The sequence below is a fragment of the [Roseibacterium] beibuensis genome (assembly GCF_039542305.1).
In the GTDB taxonomy this organism is placed as follows: Bacteria; Pseudomonadota; Alphaproteobacteria; order Rhodobacterales; family Rhodobacteraceae; genus Roseibacterium; species Roseibacterium beibuensis.
This window is the reverse complement of sequence record NZ_BAABHW010000004.1, coordinates 222,613-246,163: the sequence shown is the minus strand read 5'-3', so window position 1 is coordinate 246,163 and position 23,551 is coordinate 222,613. Positions and strand designations below refer to the sequence as shown.

Annotated in this window: 21 protein-coding genes; 16 read left to right on the top strand and 5 right to left on the bottom strand. The window is 64.9% G+C overall.

What is annotated here, in order from left to right:
• The first annotated feature begins 25 nt into the window (after window positions 1–25).
• Together nudC and ABD923_RS14325 are read left to right on the top strand one after the other, a co-directional pair.
• A complete protein-coding gene (gene nudC / locus ABD923_RS14330) occupies window positions 26–1,006 on the top strand; it encodes an NAD(+) diphosphatase (RefSeq protein ID WP_259549481.1) in 981 nt (326 codons plus the stop codon).
• Between the two features lie 128 nt (window positions 1,007–1,134).
• On the top strand, window positions 1,135–1,617 hold the full coding sequence (locus tag ABD923_RS14325; RefSeq protein WP_259549483.1) for an SRPBCC family protein: 483 nt from the start codon (window positions 1,135–1,137) through the stop codon (window positions 1,615–1,617).
• A gap of 2 nt (window positions 1,618–1,619) precedes the next feature.
• Here ABD923_RS14325 and ABD923_RS14320 read toward each other — a convergent pair whose 3' ends face one another.
• Window positions 1,620–2,540 (bottom strand): DMT family transporter, encoded by a 921-nt coding sequence (locus ABD923_RS14320; protein WP_259549485.1) that lies wholly within the window; start codon window positions 2,538–2,540, stop codon window positions 1,620–1,622.
• Between the two features lie 216 nt (window positions 2,541–2,756).
• On the bottom strand, window positions 2,757–3,587 hold the full coding sequence (locus ABD923_RS14315) for a prephenate dehydratase (RefSeq protein WP_259549494.1): 831 nt from the start codon (window positions 3,585–3,587) through the stop codon (window positions 2,757–2,759).
• 118 nt (window positions 3,588–3,705) lie between these two features.
• On the opposite strand from ABD923_RS14315, the gene ABD923_RS14310 reads away from it, so the two are divergent.
• The 5 genes from ABD923_RS14310 (at window position 3,706) to ABD923_RS14290 (ending at window position 10,293) form a co-directional block, all read left to right on the top strand.
• The gene (locus ABD923_RS14310) at window positions 3,706–4,221 is read left to right on the top strand and encodes a c-type cytochrome (protein WP_259549496.1); all 516 of its coding nucleotides are present in this window, start codon (window positions 3,706–3,708) and stop codon (window positions 4,219–4,221) included.
• Window positions 4,222–4,399: 178 nt separating this feature from the next.
• Entirely contained in the window at window positions 4,400–6,322 is a 1,923-nt protein-coding gene (locus ABD923_RS14305; RefSeq protein WP_259549501.1) for an extracellular solute-binding protein, read from the top strand.
• Window positions 6,323–6,328: 6 nt separating this feature from the next.
• Window positions 6,329–7,477, top strand: a complete 1,149-nt coding sequence (locus ABD923_RS14300; protein WP_259549503.1) for a microcin C ABC transporter permease YejB — start codon at window positions 6,329–6,331, stop codon at window positions 7,475–7,477.
• A 3-nt stretch (window positions 7,478–7,480) separates the two neighbouring features.
• Entirely contained in the window at window positions 7,481–8,698 is a 1,218-nt protein-coding gene (locus ABD923_RS14295) for an ABC transporter permease (protein ID WP_259549504.1), read from the top strand.
• Window positions 8,695–10,293, top strand: a complete 1,599-nt coding sequence (locus ABD923_RS14290) for an ABC transporter ATP-binding protein (protein ID WP_259549506.1) — start codon at window positions 8,695–8,697, stop codon at window positions 10,291–10,293. Before ABD923_RS14295 ends, ABD923_RS14290 begins: the two co-directional genes overlap by 4 nt.
• Window positions 10,294–10,376: 83 nt before the next feature.
• Here the strand turns inward: ABD923_RS14290 and hemN are convergent, their stop codons facing one another.
• The gene (hemN, locus tag ABD923_RS14285; protein ID WP_259549508.1) at window positions 10,377–11,732 is read right to left on the bottom strand and encodes an oxygen-independent coproporphyrinogen III oxidase; all 1,356 of its coding nucleotides are present in this window, start codon (window positions 11,730–11,732) and stop codon (window positions 10,377–10,379) included.
• 83 nt (window positions 11,733–11,815) lie between these two features.
• Between hemN and fnrL the strand changes: the two genes are divergently transcribed.
• The gene (gene fnrL, locus ABD923_RS14280; RefSeq protein ID WP_259549510.1) at window positions 11,816–12,562 is read left to right on the top strand and encodes a transcriptional regulator FnrL; all 747 of its coding nucleotides are present in this window, start codon (window positions 11,816–11,818) and stop codon (window positions 12,560–12,562) included.
• 80 nt (window positions 12,563–12,642) lie between these two features.
• On the opposite strand, the gene ABD923_RS14275 is transcribed toward fnrL, so the two are convergent.
• Window positions 12,643–13,482 (bottom strand): universal stress protein, encoded by an 840-nt coding sequence (locus ABD923_RS14275; RefSeq protein ID WP_259549511.1) that lies wholly within the window; start codon window positions 13,480–13,482, stop codon window positions 12,643–12,645.
• Between the two features lie 216 nt (window positions 13,483–13,698).
• Between ABD923_RS14275 and ccoN the strand changes: the two genes are divergently transcribed.
• The 8 genes from ccoN (at window position 13,699) to ccoS (ending at window position 22,000) form a co-directional block, all read left to right on the top strand.
• Window positions 13,699–15,297 (top strand): cytochrome-c oxidase, cbb3-type subunit I, encoded by a 1,599-nt coding sequence (gene ccoN, locus ABD923_RS14270; protein WP_259549512.1) that lies wholly within the window; start codon window positions 13,699–13,701, stop codon window positions 15,295–15,297.
• Between the two features lie 14 nt (window positions 15,298–15,311).
• Window positions 15,312–16,034 carry a cytochrome-c oxidase, cbb3-type subunit II gene (gene ccoO, locus ABD923_RS14265; RefSeq protein ID WP_259549518.1) on the top strand — a complete coding sequence of 241 codons (723 nt, stop codon included), beginning with the start codon at window positions 15,312–15,314 and terminating at the stop codon, window positions 16,032–16,034.
• A gap of 14 nt (window positions 16,035–16,048) precedes the next feature.
• A complete protein-coding gene (locus ABD923_RS14260) occupies window positions 16,049–16,264 on the top strand; it encodes a cbb3-type cytochrome c oxidase subunit 3 (RefSeq protein WP_259549519.1) in 216 nt (71 codons plus the stop codon).
• A complete protein-coding gene (gene ccoP / locus ABD923_RS14255) occupies window positions 16,261–17,175 on the top strand; it encodes a cytochrome-c oxidase, cbb3-type subunit III (protein ID WP_259549525.1) in 915 nt (304 codons plus the stop codon). The genes ABD923_RS14260 and ccoP overlap by 4 nt, the downstream gene beginning before the upstream one ends.
• A 528-nt stretch (window positions 17,176–17,703) precedes the next feature.
• Window positions 17,704–19,134, top strand: coding sequence for a cytochrome c oxidase accessory protein CcoG (gene ccoG / locus ABD923_RS14250; RefSeq protein WP_259549533.1), 1,431 nt, complete (start codon window positions 17,704–17,706; stop codon window positions 19,132–19,134).
• Complete coding sequence (locus ABD923_RS14245) at window positions 19,131–19,622, top strand: FixH family protein (protein WP_259549535.1); 492 nt, start codon at window positions 19,131–19,133, stop codon at window positions 19,620–19,622. The genes ccoG and ABD923_RS14245 overlap by 4 nt, the downstream gene beginning before the upstream one ends.
• 14 nt (window positions 19,623–19,636) lie before the next feature.
• Complete coding sequence (locus ABD923_RS14240) at window positions 19,637–21,835, top strand: heavy metal translocating P-type ATPase (protein ID WP_259549537.1); 2,199 nt, start codon at window positions 19,637–19,639, stop codon at window positions 21,833–21,835.
• 6 nt (window positions 21,836–21,841) lie between these two features.
• The gene (gene ccoS / locus ABD923_RS14235) at window positions 21,842–22,000 is read left to right on the top strand and encodes a cbb3-type cytochrome oxidase assembly protein CcoS (protein WP_222191531.1); all 159 of its coding nucleotides are present in this window, start codon (window positions 21,842–21,844) and stop codon (window positions 21,998–22,000) included.
• Window positions 22,001–22,045: 45 nt separating this feature from the next.
• Here ccoS and ABD923_RS14230 read toward each other — a convergent pair whose 3' ends face one another.
• The gene (locus tag ABD923_RS14230; protein WP_425584032.1) at window positions 22,046–23,419 is read right to left on the bottom strand and encodes a D-alanyl-D-alanine carboxypeptidase family protein; all 1,374 of its coding nucleotides are present in this window, start codon (window positions 23,417–23,419) and stop codon (window positions 22,046–22,048) included.
• Between the last annotated feature and the right edge of the window lie 132 nt (window positions 23,420–23,551).

Sequence of the window (23,551 nt, the reverse complement as noted above, 5' to 3'; positions counted from 1 at the left end):
CTGGTGGGCGGGGCGGGGACAGGCCATGAAACGGGCGGAAACGGTTCTTTTTGCAAGCTCGGGCCTGGACCGGGCAGCCGAGATGCGGCGCGACGAGGCGGTGCTGAAAAAGGCGCTGAAGGACGGGGCCGGCGTGCTGCCGCTCTGGCGCGGCAAACCCATGCTGGAGGGGGATTTCGAGACGGGCGCGGTTTCGCCGGCGTTTCGCCCCATGGGCCATCCGACGCTGGCCAAGGCCAGGGAGGCCCCGGTGTTCCTTGGGCGGGACGAGACAGCCGGCCCGCTTTTCGCCGTCGATATCTCGGGCTGGGTGCCGGCGGACGTGGATGAAGACCAGATCGGCGGTTTCGTCGACAACACCGTCCAGCGCCACCCGTCCGAGGAAAAGACCGGCGCGGGCTTTGCGGAATTGCGCCGCATGATGACCGGCCTTTCGCCGCGCGATGCGGAACTGGTCGCCACCGCGCGGGGCCTGTTGGAATGGCATCGCACCCACCCGTTCTGTTCGCGCTGCGGGGCGGCCTCGGAGATGGCCGAGGCCGGATGGCACAGGGCGTGCCCAAGCTGCGGCGCGCGGCATTTCCCGCGCACCGATCCGGTCGTCATCATGCTGATCACCGATGGCGAGCGCGTGCTGGTTGGCCGCTCTCCCGGTTGGCCCGAGCGGATGTATTCGCTGCTGGCCGGTTTCATTGAGCCGGGCGAAACCGTCGAGGGCGCGATCCGGCGCGAAGTGATGGAAGAGGCCGGGATCGAGGTGGGGCGGGTGTCGTACCTGTCGAGCCAGCCTTGGCCCTTCCCGGCGTCGCTGATGATGGGATGCCGGGGCGAGGCGCTGAGCCGCGAGATCACGGTCGACCCGGAGGAATTGGAAGACGCGCGCTGGGTGTCCCGTTCGGAGATGCTGGAGGTCTTCGCGGGGCGCCACCCGGAAATCGCCCCCGCCCGCAAGGGCGCGATCGCGCATTTCCTGCTGGAGCACTGGCTGTCGGATCGGCTGGATTGAGCGATGCGGGGGGCACGCAGCGATGGGTCGACCCACTTGACCTTGTTGCGTGGTGGGCAGAACAGTCGAAAACAAGACGCGAGACAGTGCCCGGCAGGGTGTTTCGGGATGGATGAAGGAGTGACCAGATGAAGTTCAAGGTATCCGAAGACGTGGACGCACCGATGCAGGTGGTTTGGTCTCGCTTCGTGGATTTTTCCCAGTTCGAGAGTGAAGCGAAGGGGCGCGGGGCCGATCTCGTCCGGATCGGCGATTGGTCCGAGCCTGCGAACGGCGCGAAGTGGCGCGGCGAGGTCCCGGTGCGCGGCAAAACCCGCGTGATTGCCGCCGAGATCACGAGCTTCGACCCCGAGGACACCTGTATCGTCACCAGCCAGATCGGGGGCATGGATTGCGTCTATGACCTGACCTTCGTTGCGCTTTCGCCCGCGGTGACACGCGTCACCTCGGTCATGGAACTGTCCGCCAACACGCTGTCGGCCCGCCTTTTGTTGCAGACGATGAAGCTGGCGCGGGGCAAGGTGATGCAGAAATTGCAGGCGATCCTTGCGCGGCAGGGCAACGCGGCCGAGGCGACCTGGCGCAAGATGCAGCGCGGCCAGCAGGCCTGAGATCAGGCGCCGGGCGTGTTGGCCTTGCGCTGGCGCGCCCTCTCCAGGCCCAGTTGCCGTTCGCGCAGGATGATGGCGACCCCGGCGGTGACGATCAGCGCGGCCCCGGCCAGCATGGTCACGGTCGGCACCTCTCCGAACACGGTGTAGCCCACGGCCAGCGCAAGCAGCATGGAGCTGTATTCGAACGGCGCGATCAGCGAGGCGTCGGCGTGGCGGTAGGAGGAGGTCAGAAGGATCTGGCCCAAGCCGCCGAACAGCCCCGCGCCGACCAGCATCGCCGCCACGCCCGGCGTCGGCCATGCCCAGCCCCAGGGCAGGGTCAGAAGCGACAGGCAGGCCGAGGTGACCGAGAACCAGAAGACGATGGCGGCCGTCCCCTCGGTCTGCACCAGCTTGCGGACGAAGACCTGCGCCAGCGCGGCGAAGACCGCCCCCATCAGCACCACGACCGCGCCAAGCGTCTGCGACGGGTCGACCGAGGCCGCATCGACCGACAGGCGCGGCGACAGGACGATCAGCACCCCGCTCATCCCCAGCGCGACCATCGACAGGCGGAACAGGCGCACCTTCTCGCCCAGGAACATCGCCGCGAAGACCACGACGAGAATCGGCGCGGCATAGCCGATCGCCGTCACCTCGGGCAGGGGCAGAAGGCCAAGACCGGCGAAGCCCAGGCCCATGGCGCTTGTGCCAACCAGCCCACGCCAGAAATGGCCCATCGGGTTCTTGGTATAGAGGCCACGGGGCAATTCGCGTCTGCTGGCCAGCCAGACCAGGATCACCGGGATCGCAAATACCGAGCGGAAGAACACCGCCTGGCCCGGCGGCACCGTGTCCGAGGCCGCCTTGATGAGGCTCGCCATGGTCACGAAGACACAGACCGAGGCGATCTTGAGGGCAATTCCGCGTAAGGGGTTCATCGGGGCAAATCCGTTTGCGCCCCCCATCTGTGCGCCTGAACCGGGCGCTGTGCAAGGGCGCATCCGGCGGACACCCCAAGGCGGGAAGCGCGCGCCCTGCGCGTCCGGCCCTCGCCTGCCCGATCATGTGATGCATGACGGGTGGTGTCGCATGGGGGCGTGAAGATTTCCTTAACGTTATAAGATTTTTTCAGCGCGGCCCGGCGTCTCGCGCGATCAGTCGCGCATCGGGTCCGCGGGGTAGGTGCCGAGGATTTCGAGCATGGAGGTGAAATACTCCAGCTCTTCCAGGGCAAGCTGCACGTTGCGGTCGTCGGGGTGCCCCTCGATATCGGCGTAGAACTGCGTCGCCGTGAAGGAGCCGTCGACCATGTAGCTTTCCAGCTTGGTCATGTTCACGCCGTTCGTGGCAAAGCCGCCCATTGCCTTGTAGAGCGCGGCGGGGATGTTGCGGACGCGGAAGACGAAGGTCGTCATCATGTGATCGGCCCGGCGTGTCATGTCGGGTTCACGCGCCATGATCAGGAAGCGCGTGGTGTTGGTGTCGTGATCCTCGATATGGCGGGCCAGCACGTCGAGGCCATAGATCTCGCCCGCCAGTTCCGAGGCCAGCGCCGCCTTGGACTTGTCGCCCCAATCGGCGACGTCGCGCGCCGCGCGGGCATTGTCGGGGCTGACCCGGCCCTTGATGCCGTGATCGCGCAGGAAGCGCGCACATTGCGGCAGCAGGACAAGGTGGCTCCACGCCTCCTTGATGTCCGAAACCTCGGCGCCCGGCACGGCCAGCAGGTTGATATGCACGCGGACGAAGGCCTCGTCCACGATATGCAGGCCGGATTCGGGCAACAGGCGATGGATGTCGGCGACGCGGCCATAGGTCGTGTTCTCGACCGGCAACATGGCCTGGTCGGCGTGGCCCTCGCGCACGGCGTTGATCACGTCTTCGAAACTGGCGCAGGGCAGGGCTTCGAGACCGGGGCGCGCGGCATGACAGGCCTGGTGAGAGTAGGCTCCGGGCTCTCCCTGGAAGGCGATGCGATTGGTCATGGCGTACAAACCCGGTCTTTTTCGTGCAAAGGGCGTTTCGTCGCGCTCCCTACACCTTGCCTCGGACCAAGGAAACACCATACATACGCCCGAAACCGCGACCTGAATGGGAAGATCCATGTTCAACACGATGACTCTGACCAAGGCCTTTGGCGCGCTCTGCGGCGCCCTGTTGTTCTTTTTGCTGGGCGGCTGGGCTGCTGAAAGCCTGTATCACGTGGGCGGCGACGACGAGGTCCAAGGCTACGTGCTGATCGCCGAGGACGCTGAGTCCGAGGCAGAAGAGGAAGAGGTCATCGAAGTGGCCTTCGCCGACGTGTATCCGACTGCCGATGCGTCCTCGGGCGAGCGCATTTTCCGCCAGTGCACGGCGTGCCACAGACTTGATCCCGGTGTGCATGGGGTCGGACCCTCTTTGTATGGGGTCGTCGGACGCCAGATGGCTTCGGCTGACGGTTTCAGCTATTCGGACGCGCTCCTGGCGCTTGAGGGTGAATGGACGCCCGAGGAAATCTCGGCGTATATCGAAAACCCGCGCGCCTATGCGCCCGGCAACGCGATGGCGTTCAACGGTCTTCGCGACGTAGAGGACCGTGCGAACCTGATCGCTTACCTCGCCACCGCCGGTGAGTGATCGGCGCGATCCAACGCTACGGACAAGAAACCTGCAGAGCCGTCCCTTTGGGGCGGCTTTGTTATTTGTCGCGATCACCCGAGATCACGCATTCTCGTCTTGAACCCCGTCGGGGGTGGTCACTAACCTTGACCGACCCACATCAAGGGGGCAGCAGCCGATGACAACGGAGATGCAGATGCAACGACGCCGACCCGCCGATGCCGCCGTGACGACGCCTGAACAGGGCTCTGCCGTTTTGCGCAAGGGCGCGGCGCTGCCCCTGGCCGGTGCCGCGCTGATCTGGGCGCTGGCCGCATGGCCCGGCATCGCGCAGGACGACGGCGTGACCGAGACCTACGGCGTGTCGACCTTCGGCGAGTTGCGCTATGGCCCCGATGCCGCGCATCTGGATTACGTGAACCCCGACGCGCCGCAGGGCGGGGAGATGTCCTTTGCCTGGTCGTCCGGCTCGTTCGATTCGCTGCATCCCTATACCCGGATCGGCCGCCCGGCGGTTCTGTCCTCGGTCTTCTTCGAATCGATGCTGGAGGGGACGGCGGACGAGATCGGATCGTCCTATTGCCTGCTTTGCGAAAGCATGGCCTTCCCCGAGGATCGGTCCTACGTGATCTTCACAATCCGCGAAGAAGCGCGGTTTTCGGATGGCACGCCGGTGACGGCGGATGATGCGCTGTTTTCCTACGAGATCCTGCGTGACGAGGGGCTGCCCAGTTTCCGCGCGGCTTTGCCCCTGACCATCGCCTCGGCCGAGGTGCTGGACGAGCGGCGCATCCGGTTCGACTTCAACCCCGACGCGCCGGTGCGCGGGCGGATCGAGGCGGCGGGCGGCCTGCCCGTCTTCAGCCGTGCCAGCCACGAGGCCAGCGGGCTGGATTTCGAAGACAGCCGGCTGGAGCCGCTGGTGGGGTCCGGCCCCTACGTGCTGGGCGAGGTCGATCCGGGGCAGCGCGTGGTCTACGCGCGCAACCGCGACTATTGGGGCGAGGGCCTGTGGATCAACCAGGGCCGCCACAACTACGAGTCGATCCGCATCGAGTATTACGGTGACGCGATCGCCGCCTTCGAAGGCTTCACCGCCGGCAACTACACCTTCCGGCAGGAAAGCAGCAGCCAGGCCTGGGCCAACAATTACGACTTCCCCAAGCTCGATCAGGGCATCGTCCTGCGCGAGGAATTGCCGGATGGCACCATCGCCAGCGGCCAGTCCTTCATGATCAACCTGCGCCGCCCGCAGTTTCAGGACGTGCGTGTGCGCGAAGCCATCGCGCTGATGTTCAACTTCGAATGGACGAACCAGACGCTGTTCTACGGCCTCTATTCCCATATCGACAGTTTCTGGGAGAACACGCATCTGGAGGCGTCCGGCCTGCCATCCGTCGAGGAACTGGCCGTGCTGGAGCCGCTGCGTGACCTTCTGCCCGAACGCGTCTTCGCCGAGGAGGCCTTTGCCACGCCGCCCTCGAACCCGGATCGCACGCTGGACCGCCGTCAGGCGCGCCGGGCCACGGCTCTTCTGGAAGAGGCAGGCTGGGTGCCGGGCGATGACGGCTTGCTGCGCAACGCGGCGGGCGAGACGCTGGACGTGGAATTCCTGAACTCGGGTTCGCTGTTTGACCGGATCATCAACCCCTATGTCGAGAACCTGCGCGCCATCGGTGTGAACGCGCGACTGAACCGGGTCGACAATGCCCAGCTCAGCCAGCGGCAGCGCGACGGCGATTTCGATATCGTCACCGACCATTTTTCGATGGATTACGAGCCGGGGTCCGGCCTGCGGCAGTATTTCGGCAGCATCGGTGCGGATGAAAGCCTGTTCAACGTGCCGGGGCTGGCCGACGACGGTGTCGATGCGCTGGTCGAGGTGGTCGTGAATGCCGAGACGCAGGACGAGATGGAAGTCGCCGTGCGCGCGCTGGACCGTGTGCTGCGCGCCCACGTGATCCGCGTGCCGCAATGGTACAACAACCAGCACTGGGTCGCCTATTACGACATGTACCGCTACCCCGAGGAACTGCCGCCCTATTCGCTGGGCTTCCTCGACTTCTGGTGGATCGACCCCGAGGCCGAGGCGGACCTGCGCGAGCAGGGCGCGTTCTAAGACCCCATGGGCGCCTATATCCTCAGACGACTGCTGCTGATGATCCCGACACTGCTCGGGATCATGGTGGTGAACTTTGCGCTGACGCAATTCGTGCCGGGCGGCCCGATCGAGCAGGTCCTGGCCCAACTTGAAGGCGAGGGCGATGTCTTTGCCGGCATCTCGGGCGGTGGCTCGGAGGCGGGCGGCATCGAGGTCGAGGGCGATTACCAGGGCGCGCGGGGCCTGCCGCCGCAATTCCTCGATGATCTGCGGGTGCAGTTCAACTTTGCCCGCGTTGTCTGCGAGGAGGGCTTTACCGGGGAACCGGACGTGGCCGCGCCCGAATGCGTGGCCGAGGATATCGCGTGGCCCGAACGCTTCGTCCTGATGATGTGGGATTACATGCGCTTCGACTTCGGCGAGAGCTATTTCCGGTCGATCAGCGTGGTGGATCTGGTGATCGAGAAACTGCCCGTTTCGATCACGCTGGGCCTGTGGTCGACCGTCATCGCCTATCTCGTGTCGATCCCGCTGGGCATCCGCAAGGCGGTGCGCGACGGCACCAAGTTCGACACCTGGACCAGCGGGTTGATCATCGTGGCTTACGCGATCCCGGGCTTCCTGTTCGCCATCCTGCTTTTGGTGCTGCTGGCCGGGGGGAGCTATTTTCAGATCTTCCCGCTGCGCGGACTGACGTCGGATAATTTCGAGGACCTGAGCCTGATCGGCAAGGTGGGCGACTATTTCTGGCACATCACGCTGCCGGTGCTGGCCTCGACCATCTCGGCCTTCGCGACGCTGACGCTTCTGACGAAGAATTCCTTCCTCGAAGAGATCAAGAAGCAATACGTCATGACCGCCAAGGCCAAGGGCCTGCGCGAGGGGCGGGTGCTTTATGGTCATGTCTTCCGCAATGCCATGCTGATCGTGATCGCGGGCTTCCCGGCGGTGTTCGTGGGCGTTTTCTTTGGCGGCAGCCTGATCATCGAGACGATCTTCAGCCTCGACGGGTTGGGGCGGCTGGCCTTCGAGGCGGCCGTCAGCCGCGATTACCCGGTGATTTTCGGCACCCTCTTCGTGTTCGGCCTGATCGGGCTGGTCGTGAATATCCTGTCGGACCTGATGTATGTCTGGATCGACCCCCGTATCGACTTCGAGACGCGGGAGACCTGAGCGATGGCGATGCCCGACGATATCCCGCCGCCAGATCCCGCGCGCCCCCGCCTCGATCCCGAGCCGGGGCTGAGGCCGACGCCGCCGCTGCTGACGCCGCGCCCGCGCCGGGGGTGGCTGTCGCCGCTGAACCGGCGTCGCTGGCAGAACTTCAAGGCGAACCGCCGGGCCTATTGGTCGCTGATGATCTTTATCGTGCTGTATGGCCTGTCGCTGTTCGCCGAGTTGATCGCCAACGACAAACCCCTTCTGGTGCAGTATCGCGGCGGCTATTACACGCCGATCTTCAACTTCTACCCCGAGACGGAGTTCGGCGGCGATTTCCGGACCGAGGCCGTCTACCGCGATGTCGAGGTGCAATGCCTGATCGTGTCGGGCGGGCTTGAGGATTGCTGGGACGACCCCGAAGGCGTCATCGCGGAAGTGCAGGAGACGGGTGCATTCTCCGGCGAGCCGGTGGAGCGGGGATGGCTGCTTTGGCCGCTGATCCCCTACAGTTACAACACGGTGAACGATCTGGGCCGCGCCGCGCCCTCGCCGCCCGATGCCAACCACTGGCTCGGCACCGATGACACGGCGCGCGACGTGCTGGCCCGCGTGATCTATGGCTTCCGCCTGTCGGTCAGTTTCGCGCTGGTCGTGACCTTTCTGACCTCGGTCATCGGGATCGCGGCCGGCGCGGTGCAGGGCTTTTTCGGCGGGGTGGTGGACCTTCTATTCCAGCGGATCATCGAGATCTGGAACTCCACCCCGAGCCTTTACATCATCATCATCATATCGGCGATTTTCACGATGAATTTCTGGCTGCTCGTGTTCCTGATGGTGCTGTTCGGCTGGACAGGCCTTGTGGGCGTGGTGCGCGCCGAATTCCTGCGCGCGCGGAATTTCGAATATGTTCGCGCGGCGCGCGCCCTGGGCGTGGGCAGTGGCACGATCATGTTCCGCCACGTCCTGCCCAACGCGATGGTGGCGACGCTGACCTTCCTGCCCTTCATCGTCACGGGCACGATCGGCGGCTTGGCGAGCCTTGATTTCCTTGGCTTCGGGCTGCCGTCCTCGGCGCCGTCGCTGGGCGAGATGACGCTTCAGGCCAAGAACAACCTGAACGCGCCGTGGCTGGGCTTCACCGCGTTCTTCACCTTCGCGATCATGCTGTCGCTCTTGGTCTTCATCTTCGAAGGCGTGCGCGACGCGTTCGACCCGAGGAAGACCTTTTCATGAGCGTGCTGGACGTCCGAAACCTGAACGTGACCTTCCGGCAGGGGGAGACCGAGACGCGCGCCGTGCGGGGCGTGTCCTTCAGCATCGACCGGGGCGAGACGGTGGCGCTGGTGGGCGAAAGCGGATCGGGCAAGTCGGTGACGGCGCTGTCCACGGTCGACCTGCTGCCCGACTCGGCCGAGATCACCGGATCGGCGAAATACAACGGTGAGGAAATGGTCGGCGCGCCCGAGGACCGGCTGCGCGACATAAGGGGCGACGATATCAGCTTCATCTTCCAGGAGCCGATGACCTCGCTGAACCCGCTGCACACGCTGGAAAAGCAGATCGCCGAGAGCCTTGCCCTGCACCAGGGCCTGAGCGGAGAGGCCGCGCGCGCGCGGATCATCGAGTTGCTGACCAAGGTGGGCATCCGCGACCCGGAAACCCGGCTGGGCGCCTATCCGCACCAGCTGTCAGGCGGGCAGCGGCAGCGCGTGATGATCGCCATGGCGCTGGCCAATGGCCCCGACCTTCTGGTGGCGGATGAGCCGACCACGGCGCTCGACGTGACGATCCAGGCGCAGATCCTGGAACTGCTGGCCGAGTTGAAACGCGACATGGGGATGAGCCTTTTGTTCATCACCCATGACCTTGGCATCGTGCGGCGGATCGCGGACCGGGTCTGCGTCATGCAGGGCGGCGAAATCGTCGAGCAGGGGCGGACAGAGGAAATCTTCGCCAACCCGCAGCATCCCTATACGCAGAAGCTGCTGGCCGCCGAGCCGACGGGCACGCCCGACCCTGTGCCCGAACACGCCGAGAAGATTGTCGAGACGAAGGACCTGCGCGTCTGGTTCCCGATCCAGCGCGGGTTTCTGCGCCGGACGGTCGGCCATGTGAAGGCGGTGAACGCGGCGACCATCAGCGTGCGCGCGGGCGAGACGCTGGGTATCGTGGGCGAAAGCGGGTCGGGCAAGACGACGCTGGCCTTGGCGATCCTGCGGCTGATCTCGTCCGATGGGCCGGTGGTGTTCATGGGGCGCAATATCCAGGGCCAGAAGTCGCGGGATTTGCGGCCCATCCGGCACAACATGCAGGTGGTGTTCCAGGACCCTTACGGGAGCCTCAGCCCACGCATGACGATTGCGCAGATCGTGGCCGAGGGGCTGACGGTGCATGGTGTCTCCAAGGCCGAACAGGACCGCCGGGTGGCCGAGATCCTGACCGAGGTGGGGCTCGACCCGTCGATGATGGATCGCTACCCGCACGAGTTTTCGGGCGGGCAGCGGCAGCGGATCGCGATTGCCCGCGCGATGATCCTGCGGCCCAGGCTGGTGGTTCTGGACGAGCCGACCAGCGCGCTCGACATGACGGTGCAGACGCAGATCGTGGACCTGCTGCGGCGGTTGCAGAAGGATCACGACCTTGCCTACCTCTTCATCAGCCATGACCTGAAGGTCGTGCGCGCGCTGAGCCACAAGGTCATCGTGATGAAGCAGGGGGACGTGGTCGAGGCGGGCGATGCCGAGGCGCTGTTCTCGAACCCGCAGACAGCCTACACGCGCGACCTGATGCGCGCGGCGTTCGGAGACCTGCCGGAAAGCGCGGCCTGACGCCCCTGACCGAGACTCCTGTGCCGCAAAGAAAAACGCCGGACCATTGGCCCGGCGTCTTTCATCTGGAGATTCGTCTCGCCTCAGATGGCCGAGGAGTGCCCCTCGGCACGCATTTCGTATTCGTCGAAGATGCGCGCGATCATGCGGGACAGGGGGCGTCCCTCGGGCGGGATCTCGAACCCGTCCTCGGTGATGCGCACCATCTTGCCGAAGGCATCCGCGGCTTCGCGGTAGAGCTTCTCGGCCTTGGCGGCGACCGGGCCGAACTCCGCTTCGAGCTCTGCGGTGTCGATCCGGAAATCGCACATCAGCATCTCGATCATGCGCGCGCGCAGCGTATCCTCGCCCTTGAAGATGTGCCCGCGGCCGGTGCCAAGTTCGCCCGCGCGCACGGCCTTCTGGTAGGCGGCGGTCGAGGCGGCGTTCTGCGCGTAGCCTTGCGGGAAGCGCGAGATGGCTGAGGCGCCCAGCGACAGCAGGGTGTCGCAGGTATCGTCGGTATAGCCCTGGAAATTGCGGCGCAGGTGGCCGGATTTCGCGGCCTTGCCCATGGAATCGGTCGGCTTGGCGAAATGGTCGATGCCGATCTCGTCATAGCCGTCCCACATGAACAGGCGGCGGGCGGTATCGAAGAGTTGCAGCCGTTCCTCGGGCGAGGGCAGGGCCTCGGTCGGGATCATTGCCTGCCGCTTGGCCATCCACGGGACGTGGGCATAGCCGTAAAGCGCCACCCGGTCGGGCGACAGCGACAGGAGCATCTGAACGCTTTCCGAGATCCGCTCGGGCGTCTGGTGCGGCAGACCATAGAGGATATCGGTGTTCAGCGAATGGATGCCATGTTCGCGCAGGCCTTCGACGGCTTCACGCGTGACATCGTAGCCCTGGATGCGGCCGATGATCTTCTGGATCTCGGGGTCGAAATCCTGAACGCCGATCGAGGCGCGGTTCATCCCGGCGGCGGCCAGCGCGGCCATGCGCGGCTTGTCGATCTCGTTCGGGTCGATTTCGACCGAGAACTCGGCGCCCTCTGCCAGCGGGATCTGCGACAGAAGCGTTTCGGCCAGATCGGTCATCATGTCCGCCGACAGAAGTGTCGGTGTTCCGCCGCCCCAATGCAGCCGCGCGATGCTGACGCCCCTGGGCAGGATCGAGGCAACCGTCGCGATTTCCTGCTTGAGGGTGTTCACATAAGCGATGACGGGATCGTCGTTGCGCACCCCCTGCGTGCGGCAGGCGCAGAACCAGCACAGCCTGCGGCAGAAGGGGACATGCAGATAGACGGAGATCTCGCTGCCGGTGGGAATGCTCTCCACCCAGCTGCGGAAGACGTCGCTGCTGACATCGTTCGAGAACTTGGTCGCCGGCGGATAACTTGTGTAGCGCGGCACCTTGGCATCGAACAGACCGAGGCGTCGAAGTTGCGTAAGATGTTCCATTAGGCTACGCGTAAGGACGGAACGCGCCCATCGCCTTGACGCAGATCAAGCGGGCTTACTCACTCGTCCGAGAGGACCCCGCCATGTCAAAGCCTCAGATCTCTTTTCCGCAAGAGCAATGCGCCGAATGCCCGATCCGGCACCGGGCCGTGTGCGCGCGGTGCGAGAGCGATGAACTCGAAAAGCTTGAGTCCATCAAATATTACAGAAGTTACGAAGCCGGGCAGACGATCGTCTGGGCCGGCGACAAGATGGATTTCGTGGCCTCGGTCGTGCATGGCGTCGCATCGCTGACGCAGACGATGGAGGATGGCCGCCGCCAGATGGTTGGGCTTCTGTTGCCGTCGGACTTCCTCGGGCGCCCGAATCGCGAGGCCGCGCATTACGACGTGACCGCGACGACGGACGTGCAATTGTGCTGTTTCCGGCGGGTGCCCTTCCTCGAAATGTTGGACACAACGCCGCATGTCAGCCAGCGCCTGCTGGAAATGACGCTGGACGAACTGGACGCGGCGCGGGAATGGATGCTGCTGCTGGGCCGCAAGACCGCGCGCGAGAAGATCGCGAGCTTCCTGACCATCATTGCGCGGCGCGAGCCGAGTTTTCAGAATACCGTCGGTGTGGGGCAGGTCGCCTTCGACCTGCCGCTGACCCGCGAGGCGATGGCCGACTACCTTGGCCTGACGCTGGAAACCGTCAGCCGCCAGATGTCGGGCCTGAAGCGGGACGGCGTGATCCGCCTCGAAGGCAAGCGTCACATCGTGATCCCCGATTTCGAGGTTCTGATGGACGAGACCGGCGACGACTCGGACGGTGGCGTTCTGGACTGACGACGGTTCTTCGATCCGCGACGAAAAACGCCCCGCCGATCGGCGGGGCGTTTTCGTTTCGGGATGGTGCGGCGCTGGTGTCAGTGCGCCATCAGCACCGGCACCTCGCAATGCTCGAGCATGTTGCGGGTGGCGCCGCCGAGGATCGCCTCGCGGAAGCGGGAATGGCCGTAAGCCCCCATCACCAGCAGGTCGGCGTTCTGGTCCGCGACATGGCGCTTCAGCACCTCGGACACGCGGGGCAGGGTCTGCGGCAGCAGGGACACCTCGCAGGTGGCGCCGTGGCGGCTGAGCATCTTGGACAGTTCGTCGCCCGGGTCGGCGGTTTCCGATCCGTGACGGTCGGGCGCGATGATGCAGATGTTCACTAGGTCGGCCGCTACGAGCATCGGCATCGCGCGGCGAATCGCGGTCATCGCCTCGTTCGATTCGTTCCACGCCACGACGACTTTCTTCGGGTTGAGCGTGGCAGGCTTTCCGTCTGCGATGACGATCACCGGGGCCTGCCCTTGGAACATGGCCGATTCAACCAGGGCGGGAGCATCCGACGGCAGGTCGGGGCCGTAGGGTTTGGGCAGCATCACGAGATCGGCAAAGCGGGCGCGCCTGGCGACGACAGGCGTGACCGAGGCCGATTGCGCCACCAGCGCCTCGACGCCCCAGGAAATGTCCGAGCGGCCAAGGCGGTCGCGCGCGGCCTCTTCGATGCGCTTGGCCTCGGCCTGGGCCTGGGCCAGCGTTTCGTCATGCATGAGCGCCGTAGCGCCAGCAAAATAATAGCCTGTCTGGGTCCGGTCGATCCCGAGGCACAGAACGTCCAGATGCGCCTTGGCGTCGGCGGCAAATGGAATCACGGCGTCCAGAACCGCGTTCACCTCGGCATCGTCGGTCAATACGGTGAGAATGCTCTTGTAGGCCATCAGACCCTCCTCGTTTTCTGCTGAGCAAGGGATACGATTGCATACGCTGCGCCACATTGACCTGCATCAACCGTCGCGCGCCTGGTCTATCATTGACATGGATCAATGCCCCCACTCGCCCTATCCGCGATTTGGGGAACAGATGGAACAGCTCCGGACGGCCTTGCCGAATCGCTACAGGTGAATCCGAACCGGGGCATCACGAAGGGACGATCAATGCTTGATTATGTGAAGCTGCTGATCCTTGGCCTCGTCGCGGTTTGTGCCGCGATCGCGGCCAGCTACGCCAGGGACATGCTCTATATGATCCATGCCATCCTGGTCATGGTCACCGCCGGTGGCCTTTTCTTGTGGCAGTTGCGCCGCACGGGCGAACCCAGGTTCGTCAACCAGAACGAATACATGGACGGTCCGGTCAAGGCCGCGGCCATCATGACGGCGTTCTGGGCCGTGGTGGGCTTTCTGGTGGGGGTGTTCATCGCCTTCCAGCTGGCCTTTCCGCAGCTCAATTTCGACTGGGCGCAACCCTACCTGAACTTCGGTCGCCTGCGGCCGCTTCACACCTCGGCGGTGATCTTCGCCTTCGGTGGCACGGGCCTGCTGGCCGCGTCCTTCTACGTGGTGCAGCGGACCTCCGCCGCGCGCATGTGGGGCGGCGGGCTAGCCTGGTTCGTGTTCTGGGGCTACCAGTTCTTCATCGTGCTCGCGGCCACCAGCTACATCCTGGGCGGGTCGCAGTCGCGTGAATACGCCGAGCCGGAATGGTATATCGACCTGTGGCTGGTCGTTGTCTGGGTGGCGTACCTGCTGCTCTTCGTCGGCACGCTGATGAAGCGTCGCGAGCCGCATATCTACGTCGCCAACTGGTTCTTCCTGTCCTTCATCGTCACCGTGGCGATGCTGCATGTCGTGAACAACCTGGCCGTGCCGGTGTCGATCTTCGGGTCGCGGTCGGTCTCGCTCTTCTCGGGCGTGCAGGATGCCATGACGCAGTGGTGGTACGGCCATAACGCCGTGGGCTTCTTCCTGACCGCCGGCTTCCTGGGCATGATGTATTACTTCATTCCCAAGCAGGCCGAACGCCCGGTCTATTCCTACAAGCTGTCGATCATCCACTTCTGGGCGCTGATCTTCCTGTATATCTGGGCCGGTCCGCACCACCTGCACTACACCGCGCTGCCCGACTGGGCCTCGACCCTGGGCATGGTGTTCTCGATCGTTCTGTGGATGCCCAGCTGGGGCGGCATGATCAACGGCCTGATGACGCTGTCGGGGGCCTGGGACAAGCTGCGCACGGACCCGGTCCTGCGGATGATGGTCACCTCGGTCGCCTTCTACGGCATGTCGACCTTCGAAGGTCCGATGATGTCGATCCGCGCGGTGAACTCGCTGTCGCACTACACCGACTGGACGATCGGTCACGTGCACTCGGGCGCGCTGGGCTGGAACGGCATGATCACCTTCGGGATGCTCTACTACCTGTTCCCGAAACTGTGGAACCGTCAGGCCCTCTACAGCCTGCGCATGGTCAGCTGGCATTACTGGCTCGCCACCATCGGCATCGTGCTCTACGCGGCCTCGATGTGGGTGACGGGGATCATGGAAGGCCTGATGTGGCGCGAAGTCGACGCGCAGGGCTTCCTCGTGAACTCCTTCGCCGACACCGTGGACGCCAAGTTCCCGATGTACGTCGTGCGTGGCCTGGGCGGTGTGCTGTACCTCACCGGTGCAATCATCATGGCCTACAACCTGTGGATGACCGTTCGGAAAGGTGTCGCCAAGCAAGACACCACCGTTGCGGCACCGGCTGAATAAGGAGGGACCAGACAATGGCTGCATTCGACGGTCACAAGAAGATTGAAACCAACGCGACCCTCCTTCTGGCGCTCAGCTTCCTGGTCGTCACGATCGGGGGGATCGTGGAAATCGCACCGCTGTTCTATCTTGAGAACACGATCGAGGACGTGGAGGGCATGCGCCCCTACTCGCCCCTCGAACTGGCGGGCCGCGAGATCTACATCCGCGAGGGCTGCTACGTGTGTCACAGCCAGATGATCCGTCCCATGCGGGACGAGGTCGAGCGCTATGGCCACTACTCCCTGGCGGCAGAGAGCCAGTACGACCATCCGTTCCAGTGGGGCTCGAAGCGGACGGGGCCCGACCTCGCCCGCGTCGGCGGCCGCTACTCGGACGCATGGCACGTGGATCACCTGATGGATCCGCAATCGGTCGTGCCGGAATCGGTGATGCCGCCCTACGCGTTCCTCGCCGAAACGCCGCTTGAGCCGACCTATATCGCGGACCTGATGGAAACCCATCGCTTCGTCGGTGTGCCCTACACCGACGAGATGATCGAGATGGCCGAACTGGACTTCATCGAACAGGCGACCGATTTCGGCGACTCGGGTGTGGTCGAGCGGTATCCCGGTGCGCAACAGCGCGATTTCGACGGAAACCCCGTCGTCACCGAGATGGACGCGATGGTGGCCTATCTCCAGATGCTTGGCACGCTGGTCGATTTCTCGACCTTCGAAGCCGACGCAAGCCGCTGAGGAGGGACCCGTAGATGGAAGATACCTATACCATCATGCGGGTCTTCGCGGGGTCCTGGGGCATGCTCTTCATGCTCCTGGCCTTCCTCGCGGTGATCTTGTTCACGCTGCGACCCGGCAGCCGCAAGGTTCATCGCGACACCGCGAATATCCCTTTCCGCCACGACGACCGGCCGGCGGGTGATACGACCCCGGCAGCCACCGCCCATTACGAGGAGGCGCGGCAATGACCGAAGACAAGAACAGACATCCCGAAGAGCAGATCCTGCAAGAGGGCGATCCCGATACCACGGGCCACACCTGGGACGGCATCAAGGAGTTCAACAATCCCCTGCCGCGCTGGTGGCTGTGGACCTTCTATGGCTGCATCGTCTGGGGGATCGGCTACACCGTTCTGTACCCGGCCTGGCCGTTGGTCGAAGGCGCCACTCCGGGCATCCTGGGCTTCTCGACCCGGACCGAGGTCGCCGAAGAGATCGATCGTTTCGACGCGATGAATGCCGACATCCGTCAGCGCATTACCGAAGTCGATTTGACCGAGATCAACGCGACCGCGAATCCCGACCTCTATAACTACGCTATCCAGGGAGGGGCGGCCACGTTCGCGACCTGGTGTTCGCAGTGTCATGGCTCTGGTGCTGCCGGTGTTCAGGCTTCGGGTTATCCGAACCTCCTGGACGACGACTGGCTCTGGGGCGGTACGATCGAGGAGATTCACTACACGATCAGTCATGGTATCCGGAACGAGGATGACCCAGACGCACGGTATTCCGAGATGACGGCCTTCGAGGGTCTGCTCTCGGACGAGGAGATCGCCCAGGTGGTGCAGTATGTTCGCAACATCTCCGGGCAGGAACATGACGCCGAGCTGGCCGCTGCCGGTGAGGAAGTCTTCCTCTATAACTGTGCCGCCTGTCATACCGACGAAGGCACGGGCGACCAGTTCTTGGGCGCGCCCAACCTGACGGATGCCATCTGGCTTTACGGTGGTTCTGAAGAGGCCATCGAACATACAGTGCGCTACGCACGCTTCGGCGTCATGCCCACCTGGTCGGAAGATGCGACCGAGGCGGGGCGCTTGAGCGAAGCCGAGGTCCGCTCGGTAGCCGTGTATGTCCACTCTCTCGGTGGTGGCCAATAAGGCCATCACCCACAAGTTCCGGTGGCCCCTCCCGGTCGCCGGATCGGCACCGGTCCCGGTCCTGTTCGCGCGTTTCCTACGGGACCGGTGCCTCCCTTTTCCCCGACACTACGGCAGTCTGCACGGTCGTTCTGTGCAAATTGCCGGCGCGAAGTCGGGTCAAGGATAGCCCAGAGATTAGCGCGTCTCCAATCAATTCCTAGGATTTTTCGGATTCCCGCGCGTCAGAGTGGGGATCGCGTGCGTTTCGGCTGTCCAATAACGGCCGGGCGAGAGCTCGGCGCGGCTCGATCGCCCATTCAAGCGACCGCCGTATGCGGAGTGTGCATCCCCCCCCTGCGGCACCCGCATGCCGGGTGCTCATTTCGTCGCACTGGGCGCATGGGTCGCAGAACATCCGTTGGCCTTGCCAACCTTTTCGCTTGTATGCTGCCGTATGCTTGATCCACGTCAAGGAGACCGCGCCACTACCGGAAGTAGAACCGGCCAAGCGCAGGACCGAACGACCATACCCCAAGGATTTCGAAGATGAGTGCCACAGAAGAGCCGCAAAAGCTCTATGCCGCCCGTGAGCCAGTATTTCCCAAGCGAGTGAAGGGCCGCTTTCGGAACCTGAAATGGATCATCATGATCGTGACGCTGGGGATCTATTACCTGACGCCATGGATTCGCTGGGACCGCGGCCCCAGCCTGCCGGACCAGGCGGTTCTGATCGACCTTGCCAACCGGCGCTTCTTCTTCTTCTGGATCGAAATATGGCCGCATGAATTCTACTTCGTCGCGGGCCTTCTGATCATGGCGGGCCTTGGCCTGTTCCTGTTCACCTCGGCGCTGGGGCGCGTCTGGTGCGGCTATACCTGCCCGCAGACCGTCTGGACGGACCTGTTCTTCACCGTCGAACGGTGGATCGAGGGCGACCGCAACGCGCGCCTGCGGCTGTGGAAGCAGGACTGGAACTTCAAGAAATTCCGTCTGCGGATCACCAAGTATATCGCGTGGCTTCTGATCGCGGTGGCGACCGGCGGGGCGTGGGTCTTCTATTTTGCAGACGCGCCGACCCTTCTGCGAGACATCGTGACGTTGCAGGCGCCATCCGTCGCCTATGCCACCATCGGCATCCTGACGGTCACGACCTTCGTGTTCGGTGGCTTTATGCGCGAACAGGTCTGCATCTACATGTGCCCCTGGCCGCGCATCCAGGCCGCGATGATGGACGAACAGACGATCACCGTCGCCTATCGTGACTGGCGCGGCGAGCCGCGCGGCAAACACCGCAAGGGGCAGGAAAACACCGAGTTGGGCGATTGCATCGACTGCATGGCCTGCGTGAACGTCTGCCCCGTTGGGATCGACATCCGCGACGGCCAGCAGCTGGAATGCATCACCTGTGCGCTTTGCATCGACGCTTGCGACGACATCATGGACAAGATCGGCAAGCCGCGCGGCCTGATCGACTACATGGCCCTGACGGACGAGGCCAACGAACGCGCCGGCAAGGAAAAGATTTCCGTCTGGAAGCACATCTTCCGCCTGCGCACGATCATCTACACCGTGCTGTGGTCGACCATCGGGATCGGCCTGACCGTCCTGCTGTTCATCCGGACGGATATCGACATGACCGTCGCGCCTGTGCGAAACCCGCAATATGTGACATTGTCGGATGGATCGATCCGGAACACCTATGACGTGCGGATCCGCAACATGACCCATGAGACGTCGGATTTCAGCGTCACCCTGGGCGAAGGGGCGCCGTTCGAGATCGAGGTGGAAGGGTCTGACAACGGGATTGTCGAGGTGCCGATCGACTCGACGCAACTGCTGCGGGTCTATGTCACCGCGCCGGCGGGCAGCGATGTGGCCTCGACCGAACGCACGGATTTCCGTTTGTGGATCGAGGATCTGTCGACGAACACGCGGACGTTTGAAGACACCACGTTCTTCGGGAGGGATACGCAATGACCGACCAAGTCGAGGCGCAGGGCGGCTCCACCAAGGGGCAGCTGACCGGGCGCAAGGTGCTGGCCATCTTCGTCGTCGGTTTCGGCCTGATCATCGGCGTGAACCTGTTCATGGCCTGGAACGCGATCTCGACCTTCCCGGGGATGGAGGTCAGTTCCAGCTATGCCGACAGCCAGACCTTCGACGATCGCCGGTTCGCGCAGCAAGAGCTGGGTTGGAATGCCTCGGTCGAGGTGGAGGGCGACCTCCTGACCCTGACGCTTGTCGATGAAACCGGGCGTCCGGTTTACCCCGCCGAGCTTGACGCGCTGCTGACCCGGCCCACAAACCAGCTTGAAGACCAGCAACTGGCCTTCGAGCGTGGGCCGAACGGCGTGTTGCAGGCCCCGGTCGAGGTGTCCGAGGGACGCTGGCGTCTGCGGCTGACCGGAACGGCCCGTAACGGGGCCGAGTACCGGCACAACATCACCTTCTCGCTGCGCGACTGAAGAAAGGGGAGGCGATGACCGCCACCTTCGATCATGCCGAGGAACGGGGTCGGCCGGGCGCTTGCCCGGCCTGCAACGTCGCGCCCGCCGCCGAGCATCTGGCCGATCTGCCCGAGGATGCGACGCTGATGCTGTCGCTGCCCGGCATCCATTGCGCGGGCTGTATCTCGGGGGTGGAAAAGGCGCTGCGCGCGACACCGGGGGTCAAGGACGCTCGCGTGAACCTGACCCTGCGCCGCGCGGCGGTGGAGGCGGAGGCCGGCGTGACGGCGGATGACCTGACGCAGGTGCTGGAGGCGGCTGGCTACGAGGCGCATGAGCTCGACCCCGGCGTGCTGGCCACGACCGCCGCCGACCGGGCCGGGCGCGACCTGCTGATGCGCCTGGCCGTCGCGTTCTTCGCGATGATGAACGTGATGCTTCTGTCCGTGGCCGTCTGGGCCGGGGCCGAAGGCGTCACGCGCGACATGATGCACTGGATTTCCGCCGGGATCGCGATTCCCGCCGTGATCTTCTCCGGGCGTCCGTTCTACGTGTCGGCCTGGTCCGCGCTGCGGGGCGGGCGGCTGAACATGGACGTGCCGATCACGCTGGCGATCCTGCTGGCGGTGGGCACATCGCTGTACGAGACGACGCAATCGGGCGAACACGCCTATTTCGACGCGGCGATCGCGCTGTGCACCTTCCTTTTGGCGGGGCGCTACCTCGATCACCGCACGCGGGCTTCGGCCCGGTCGGCGGCGCAGGAACTGGCCGCGCTGGAAGTGCCGCGCGCGTTGCGGGTTCTGGCCGACGGGTCCGAGGAAACCGTTGCCGCCTCCGACCTTGCGGTGGGCGATATCGTCCGGGTGAAGCCGGGCGGCCGCATTCCTGTCGACGGCATCGTGACCGAGGGCCAATCGGAGCTCGACCGCTCGTTGATGACCGGGGAAAGCCTGCCGGTCTATGCCGGACCGGGTTGCGAGGTCAGCGCGGGCGAGGTCAACCTGACCGGCCCCCTGATGGTCGAGGTGCGCGCGGCGGGTCGGGACACGTCGCTGCACCGGATCGCGGACCTTGTCGCCGTGGCCGAGTCGGGGCGGTCGAATTACAACTCGCTCGCCGATCAGGCTGCGAAGCTTTACGCGCCGGGGGTGCATATCCTGTCGGCGGTGGCCGCCTTGGGCTGGTTCATCGGTACGCAGGATTTGCGGGTCTCGCTGAACATCGCGGCGGCGGTTCTCATCATTACGTGCCCCTGTGCCCTTGGTCTTGCGGTGCCGGCGGTGACGACGGCGGCCTCGGGCCGGCTTTTCCGCAAGGGGCTGCTGATCAAAAACGGCACCGCGCTTGAGCGGCTGGCCGAGGCCGATACGGTCGTCTTCGACAAGACCGGCACGCTGACAACCGGCGCGCCGGAGCCTGTGGGCCTCGACGATCTGCGCGAGGCGGACATGCGCGTGGCGCTTGGTCTGGCCGAGGCGTCGTCGCACCCGCTGGCCGAGGCCCTTTCGACCGCGCTGCGCCAGCGCGGCCTGCGCCCCGCGAACCTGACCGATGTGACCGAGAAGCCGGGTTACGGGGTCGAGGCCATCTGGAAGGGGCAGACCGTGCGCCTTGGGCGCGCCGCGTGGCTGGGGGCCGAGGCGCCCGATGTTACGGCGACCTTCCTGAAAATCGGGGACGATGCGCCCGTGACGCTGCCCTTTACCGACACCCTGCGCGAGGGGGCCGAGGAAACGGTTGCCGCGCTGAAGGCCGGAGCCAAGCGCGTGATCCTGATTTCGGGCGATACGCGCGGCGCGGTGGAACGCTTTGCCCAGCGGATCGGCATCGACGAGGTGATCGCCGAGGCCCTGCCCGAAGAGAAAGCCGCGATGGTGGCCGACCTCGCCGCGGACGGCGCCAAGGTGCTTATGGTGGGCGACGGGCTGAACGACACGGCGGCCTTGGCCGCAGCCCATGTCTCGATCTCGCCCGCCTCGGCGCTGGATGCCGCGCGCACGGCCTCGGACATGGTGCTGATGGGGCGCAGCCTTGCGCCCATCGGGGACGCGGTGACGACCTCCGTCTCGGCCTCCAAGCGGATTCGCGAGAATTTCACCATCGCGACGGTCTACAACGTGCTGGCGGTTCCGCTGGCCGTGGCCGGGCTTGCCACCCCGTTGATCGCGGCGTTGGCGATGTCGTCCTCCTCGATCACGGTCTCGCTCAACGCGCTGCGGTTGAGGTAACGCGGAATGGATATTCTCGGCCTTCTGATCCCGGTCAGCCTGTTTCTCGGGCTGCTGGGGCTCGGCTTCTTCTTCTGGATGCTGAAGCGCGGCCAGTTCGACGACCCCGAGGGCGACGCGAACCGGATCCTGTCGGACGATTACGACGACCACCCGAAGGACTGAGCGCGCCCCGCATCGACATCCCTGCATCCGCCCGTTTGGGGCCGGTTACGGCCCGAATGTCTCGCAGGCCAGGTGTCGGGCCGACAACCGGGCGCAGGCGCGCGCGGCCTGATCCTCGGTCATGCCGGCAAACCGGGCCTCGTAGCCGCCTGAGCGTTGCACCACGCGGCGCAAGGCGTCGTCGAAGGTGCCAAGCTCGGCCAAGGCGGTGCGCAGCAGGAGGCGCTCGGCTGCGTGATGAGACGGCTGACGCCCCAGCGACACGCCATAAAGGCGGCTGCCGGTCGAGGAGGCGCGCGTGACGACCTCGGGCGCGATCGGTTCGGGGCGGGGCGGCACGATGGCGGTCGCCTGCGGCTCGGGGCGCGGGGTCGGGGGCACGCCGGGCGGGGCGGTTCCCGCCGCCGTTTCGATCTCGGTCAATGCTTCTCCCACGGCCTCTCCAATCGCCGCGAGCAATTCCGGCGAGGGTTCGGGGGCCGGGGCGACAGGGGCAGGCCGGGGAATTGGCCGCAGGCTGCGCGCGACGGCGCCCGAGGCGCGAACGCCGCCGCTGCTTGGCGCATCGGGATAGCTGGGGAGGGGGGGCACGCGCACCGTGGCACGGCTGGGCGCCCGCTCGAACCCCATGTCGAGAAGCTCCATGATCCGCTGGTTGCGCCATGCGGCCGAGCGACCGCCGAACACCGTCGCGATGATCCGTTCCTGCCCGCGCTGCGCCGATGCCACGAGGTTGAAGCCCGCCGCGCGCGTGTAGCCGGTCTTGATCCCGTCCGCGCCGGCATAGGCGTTGAGCACAGCGCGGTTGGTGTTGCGCACGGTGGCGATCCCGGCGTCATCCTCGCGGCGGGAGAAGATATTGTAATACTGCGGATAGTCGTAAACCAGCCGCCGCCCCAGAATCGTCATGTCCCGCGCGGTCGACAGGTGGCCGTCGCTGGTCAGGCCGTGGGCGTTTCGAAACGTGGTGCGCGTCATGCCCAGGGCCCGGGCGGTGCGGTTCATGCGGCGTGCGAAGGCGGCCTCGGACCCTTCCAACGCTTCCGCGATGGCGGTCGCGGCATCGTTGGCGGAACGGATGGCTGCCGCGCGGATCAGGTAGCGAAACCGGATCGTCGTGCCTGCGCGCAGGCCAAGATGCGAGGGCGGTTCGGCATCGGCATTGGCCGAAATCAACACCTCGGTATCAAGGCCGATCTCGCCCAGGCGCACCGCTTCGAACGCGATGTAGAGCGTCATCATCTTGGTCAGAGAGGCGGGGTGCAGGCGCGTGTCGGCATTGCGGGAATGCAGCACCTCGCCGGTGCGGGCATCCATCACCATGGCGGCATAAGGCGCGGCGCGTGCGGGCGCGGTCAGCCCCAGCACGACACAAAGGATCAGCCCCATGAGGGCGGTCGCTAATCTAACAGTTTTCACGAAGCCTGCTCATTCTGCCTCGGGGTGCCGTCTGATGCGGCGTTTCGTTGATCCTACGCCAAGATCGCCCGGAAATCCATGATGAAATAGGCCGCGAAGCCTGCGTGTTCCGGGAATGCGGTTTGCCGGATG